At 33.6% G+C, this 5,395-nt stretch carries 7 protein-coding genes and 2 pseudogenes; 1 reads left to right on the top strand and 8 read right to left on the bottom strand.

The features are described 5' to 3' along the window. On the top strand, positions 1–186 hold a 186-nt coding region (locus ACRRVB_RS00990), incomplete at its 5' end, for a transposase (protein WP_432446213.1). A 14-nt stretch (positions 187–200) separates the two neighbouring features. Here the strand turns inward: ACRRVB_RS00990 and ACRRVB_RS00995 are convergent. From ACRRVB_RS00995 to ACRRVB_RS01030, 8 genes and pseudogenes are all read right to left on the bottom strand, one after another. After that, positions 201–515, bottom strand: coding sequence for a 2-phosphosulfolactate phosphatase (locus ACRRVB_RS00995; protein WP_432466152.1), 315 nt, complete (start codon positions 513–515; stop codon positions 201–203). 19 nt (positions 516–534) lie between these two features. Next, on the bottom strand, positions 535–729 hold the full coding sequence (locus ACRRVB_RS01000; protein WP_432466157.1) for an Rpn/YhgA-type helix-turn-helix domain-containing protein: 195 nt from the start codon (positions 727–729) through the stop codon (positions 535–537). Further along, positions 660–1,004, bottom strand: a complete 345-nt coding sequence (locus ACRRVB_RS01005) for a JAB domain-containing protein (RefSeq protein WP_432466153.1) — start codon at positions 1,002–1,004, stop codon at positions 660–662. Before ACRRVB_RS01005 ends, ACRRVB_RS01000 begins: the two co-directional genes overlap by 70 nt. Before the next feature lie 302 nt (positions 1,005–1,306). Further along, positions 1,307–1,984, bottom strand: a pseudogene (locus ACRRVB_RS01010) (IS6 family transposase). Between the two features lie 47 nt (positions 1,985–2,031). Continuing rightward, on the bottom strand, positions 2,032–3,552 hold the full coding sequence (locus tag ACRRVB_RS01015) for a sodium:solute symporter family protein (RefSeq protein ID WP_432466154.1): 1,521 nt from the start codon (positions 3,550–3,552) through the stop codon (positions 2,032–2,034). Between the two features lie 90 nt (positions 3,553–3,642). Next, positions 3,643–4,002: a phage holin family protein gene (locus tag ACRRVB_RS01020; protein WP_432466155.1), complete on the bottom strand. Its 360-nt coding sequence runs from the start codon at positions 4,000–4,002 to the stop codon at positions 3,643–3,645. A 169-nt stretch (positions 4,003–4,171) separates the two neighbouring features. After that, entirely contained in the window at positions 4,172–4,897 is a 726-nt protein-coding gene (locus ACRRVB_RS01025) for a rhomboid family intramembrane serine protease (RefSeq protein WP_432466156.1), read from the bottom strand. 284 nt (positions 4,898–5,181) lie between these two features. Further along, positions 5,182–5,395, bottom strand: a pseudogene (locus tag ACRRVB_RS01030) (IS5/IS1182 family transposase); the annotation flags it as partial.

Here is a 5,395-nt window from a genome sequence, read left to right on the forward strand (position 1 = left end):
GAATCTGTAAATAGCCAATTCCGTAGAGTTACTAAAAATAAAAGAGTATTTCCTAACGATATAGCTGTTTTTAAAACCTTATATTTAACTATTAACTACATGACCAAAAAGTGGACCATGCCTATTCATAATTGGAGTGAGGCTATAGCACATTTTTTAATTAAATTTGAAAAGAGAATTCAATAAAACATAAAAATATTTTACACACTTAATTGGACAGAGCCGATTAATAAAGGATTTTCAAAATTGGATGCCAACCGTTCAATAATATAACTTTTACTGGCTAATATATAAGTTTCTGGATTATGATTTAAGACATAGGCAGCTGTAGTACAAGCCCGAAATACATCAATAATTACAACTATTCTAATTTTTTCCCGTTTCTTATGAAAAGTATCCCATTGATCTGGTTGTATTATATGTACTGTAGGAGAAGAACGATACGATTTAAAATATTTCTTAACATCAGAGAAACTACCTATTAACCATAGTATAATGATTATATAATACTTCATGACCAAAGAGAAAGAGCCCCTATATTCTATTAATATCTTGAATATCAGATTTAGATAAGCCAGTAAGGGCCATAATATCTTCTAGTGTATAACCTTTTTTAAGCATAGATTCAGCTATTTCTTTGTTCCTTTCTTCTTTACCCTCTAGATTATCTTTTTCTTTGCTTTGTTTTTTAGATAGTTTAAGTTCTTCTTGAAACTTTTTTGTATACAATCAAACTTTTTTTCAAATTGCTCTTTTAGTTCGAAACTAGGAATATATTTAATACTCTTACGCAATCTATCCATAACTCTATAATCAGCGAAACTATAATAGCCATGGTATTGCCTTTCGGAAATAATTAAATGATCCATAACATGGATATCTAATATTCTACCTACTTGAATCATTCGATCTGTAGCATCCAGGTCATACTCAGAAGGTTCCATTTCACCAAAGGGCTGGTTGTGAACCATAATGATACTGGCTGCTTTCTTGGCTCTGTCCAATTAAGTGTGTAAAATATTTTTATGTTTTATTGCATTCTCTTTTCAAATTTAATTAAAAAATATGCTATAGCCTAACTCCAATTATGAATAGGCATGGTCCACTTTTTGGTCATGTAGTTAATAGTTAAATATAAGGTTTTAAAAACAGCTATATCGTTAGGAAATACGCTTTTATTTTTGGTAACTCTAGGGAATTGGCTATTTACAGATTATCGAGTAGATTCAGGGATTACGCTCTGAAGGCTCTGTCGCGTCTGTGGTTGACTTTATACAGCTCTCCTTCTTGTCTTCAATTTTGGATATTATGCGGCCATAAGTTTAGCAAAGTTGTCAAAAGTATATACTTGTTTTTTTGATCCGATTAATTGTCCTTTTTGAATTATTCTAATATTTTCTATTCCTGTAATGGTAATGTTAGCGGCATGAAAACGCTTAAATCGCAAGATGGGTTTTATCCGTTTTTTTATAAAACTATGGTCTTGTTCGACTCTATTATTCAAGTATTTATTTTGAAATATTTGAATTTTATGACTTTGATCTAATGCTGTATTTAAAGCATCAAGAGCAGGCTTATTACTACCGCTTTTATCAACTACTACTTTGTATGGCCTATTATTCGCTTTGATAGCCTTATTAAAAAAAGAAAGCGCTGCAGATTTATCTCTACGCTCACTTAGAAAAAAATCAACCGTATCTCCATAACGATCTACTACTCTATATAAATAGATCCACTTACCATTTAGTTTGACCTAAGTTTCATCCATCCTCCAACTACTACTAATTGGGCCTTTCCTTTTTCTTACTTCTTGATCTATGAGCGGAACAAACTTAAGAACCCATCTTTGTAGCCTAGAGTGATCAATATTTGCGCCTCTCATATGCATCATTTCTTCCAGATCTCTACAGCTTAATGAAAAACGGCATTTCATACAGACAAATAACAGAATCACTTCCGACAATGAACAAAATCCTTGACCCATCCATAATTTTTTCCTGATCAGCTAATTGGTCATTCATATGGCGCACACTATTCTATATGAAGCTTTTTTTTAAACTTCCTAAATAGGCCAGTAAGCTCTACCAGTCGTTTCTGTTGCGCATTTAGACCAACCCACCCTTTACCAGTTGGTTGTGGCAACAGATAGTGTGCCGCTAGCATGGTTAAGATACTGGTTACGGAACTAGCTATAATAATAAATAGTAAAACATTACAGCCCAATTGTAGAGCAATCCAACAAAACAACATAAATGTTGTCATACCTATAAAAGCAGTAGAAGAAGTACTACGAAAACCAAAAAGAGCTAAAATAAAAAGGGTAGACAATGAACACTGAAAAAAACAAAAAATATAAATACCTCTTTTACTAAGAATACCACTATATCCAGTACACTCCAATGGTCGATTATCATACCAAACTAATATCATCAGCAATAAACCGACTATTACTATCGTCCATTTAGACACTTGAATACGAAGCTTATCAGAAACAGGCTTTGCCCTTCGAATGCTTTCCATCAGATCATGGCCAACTACAACAGAACAAAGATGTAAATAAGAATCAGCGGTAGACATAGCCAAACCTAATACACAAATTACAACCAATCCTTGTAAAAAAAACGGCATACCAGCTACTATATACTGCCAAATTTCCGTTATTGATAAAGTTGGATTTACTACAAAAATAAATAAACCAATAAGCCATAAAAAAAAGATTATAAGGCAAGCAACCAAACTGCTGTAAAAAAACACTTTTTTGACTTGTAGGGGACTAGAACACATGTAAACCCTATGAAGAACAGTAGGGTCATAAATACGAAGGGCACAATATGGAAAAAATAGAAAAAATTTCCATCGTGCAATATCACAATTAAATAAGCTGTTGAACGCCAATCTTTCTTTTTTATGTAAAAACGATAGAACTTCTAAAATAGATTGGCCTGTTTTTAAAAACATAAGCCTAGCAATAAGGGAAATAATAGAGATAAAAATTATACCCTGCAACATATCAGAATTGGTAACGGAACGAATACCCCCTAAAGCAGCATACAAAACAACTACTAGTGTTACCAATATACCAATGCATTTAGGATCAACTGAATCTATACAGATACTGATGATAAAGTATATTGAAGTGATTTGACAAAAAACCACTTCAATACAATAAAGTATACAAAATAGACCTGCAATAACCCTGGGGTATTGGCCATATACTTTACCTATCGTTTCTATAACAGAAAAATGCTTCATAAATGGAACCATACGAACCCAGAATAGAGCAATAAACTGTAAAATTAAAGGGATATAAAACAAGACAGGAATACTACTAAAGAAGTTAACTGTATTATGATGAACACCTACCCTATTTATCAGTAATGTGCTATCAAAAGTAGTAGCCAATACCGTAACCACTAATCTAAACGTAGAAACCTGTTGATTATCTACAGCATATGCACGGAATGTGGTTGGGTTTTTGCTCGTAAAACCTACCACTAGGGTCAATACTAAAAAAGCAGCTACCAATAGCAGAGGTATAGAAAACGGGAACATCATACAATTTTAGTAAATTGTAATAGATTACAATCAATAGGGGATTATCCAGGGGATTATCCAAGCAAAATAAGAGCTATAGCCTATCGATTAGGCATCGGTAATTTTTTCTTGATCAGCTGCTTGGTCATTCATATGACTCCGGAACATAAGCAAGACAACTCCCACCATTAAAAAGCAAAAAAATGCCACCATTAAGAAACCTAAATAGGTACTAGAGAGGATTTGATTCAACCAACAGGCCAGTCCAAGTAATAAGAAACGCAATCCTAAACCAAATAAAATAAAAGCTGTGGAAAAGATCAACAAGATCCAGCCTACTTTTTTGGCCTTTTTTTTGAGACCATGCTGGAACGTATAGATGCATACGGCTAATTTTTCTCTTACTAGTTCGACGATACAAGCCATTCCAAATAGCTTACTTACTATTTTTATAATTCTAAAAAACATCCTGCTAAAGTGAGGTACACGTAAAAATTAACTTTGGTTAAATGGGATTTTCATGGTTATCGATCTGTTAAAGGGTTCAATCATATTTCACAAAACATAACACATTACAAAGAAAAATTACTCCATAGGCAACCAGTAAAAATAACACAGGGTATAGGATATTGTATGGTTAGTTATTCTGCTGCTTGGTAACCTTAACAGACATATAGGTCCTATGTACACTAGATGTACTAACAAAAGACCGGTTCATATCCATATCATTTTTACAAAGCTTCCCATAGACATATCCAACCAGCGCACCACCCAACTGGGCTAAATAAACACCTCCATATTGCGTGCGAACATGGAAAAGCGCAATCAACAGCAAAGCAAATGCAATATATCTTAAGGGCAACGAGAAAAAGAAGCAATACAACCTTACATTAGGCATGCATACACAAACAGCAACCATAATAGCATAAATGGCGGCCGAAGGACCAGTAAGATCAGTAACGATGCCCTTAAAAGGGGGCGCAAAGTGATATACTATACCAAACACAACCGCACCTACTAGTTGTCCCAAGCCATAAAGGCGGAACATATGTTTTGAACGTGTAATGGCTGGTATTCTTTGCCCAAACATATACAATATAAAAATATCCCAAAACAAATCTATAAAACCCTTATGGATAAAAGAGTAGGTAATAATGGTCCATGGTCGCTGTAGCAACAATGGATAAAAAGAAGGAAAGGTTAATTGGCTATAAAGCCAAGAAAAATAATCTTTACAACCACAGATATAACACGCAGTATCAAACAAAAAAAGAAATAGAAAACTTAAAATATGTATTAAAATAAGTTGGCGCAATCCATTCTTAGACGCCTTAAATTGATTGCGAAGATACGCGTAAACCATATGCATAATCACTACAAATTAACAAAAATTGCCAGCACCAAAAGACTATTTTAATACACGCTATCTACATACTATTTACCACGTCTACTTGGGCTTTTTTATATTTAGGTTTAGTATACAAAATAATACGATGCTAAGGCTTAGAATACATTTTAGCTAACGTGCTGAATTTACAAAAATTTTGTATACTCTAGCTATTATCCTTACGCCTAAGAGATAAATGGTGCTTCAAAAAGGATTGCCTTGCGATGTAAAATATGGCATACCTTTCCTAGATAGTGTCGTCATAAAAAGTTAGCCCATAAATGGATACATCTAATTTGGACAGCTGCCAAGAAGGATGCTGTGTTCTTTGCATACCTAGTGGAGATTCCTCTCCATTGCTTAATTTTGAGAAACATATTCTCAATAAGATGTCGGAATTTATATAAATTCTTGTCAAAATAACGTTTTGTTTTTCTGTTTTTCTTGGAAGGGATAACAGGAACAATACCTTTT

The organism is Candidatus Cardinium hertigii, from assembly GCF_050864855.1.
Taxonomy (GTDB): Bacteria; Bacteroidota; Bacteroidia; order Cytophagales; family Amoebophilaceae; genus Cardinium; species Cardinium hertigii_C.

Excerpts from the sequence above, each read along its gene's own strand:
- ACRRVB_RS01025 (WP_432466156.1), bottom strand. The coding sequence starts at position 4,897 with ATGGTTTACGCGTATCTTCGCAATCAATTTAAGGCGTCTAAGAATGGA.
- ACRRVB_RS00995 (WP_432466152.1), bottom strand. The coding sequence starts at position 515 with ATGAAGTATTATATAATCATTATACTATGGTTAATAGGTAGTTTCTCT.
- ACRRVB_RS01015 (WP_432466154.1), bottom strand. The coding sequence starts at position 3,552 with ATGTTCCCGTTTTCTATACCTCTGCTATTGGTAGCTGCTTTTTTAGTA.
- ACRRVB_RS01020 (WP_432466155.1), bottom strand. The coding sequence starts at position 4,002 with ATGTTTTTTAGAATTATAAAAATAGTAAGTAAGCTATTTGGAATGGCT.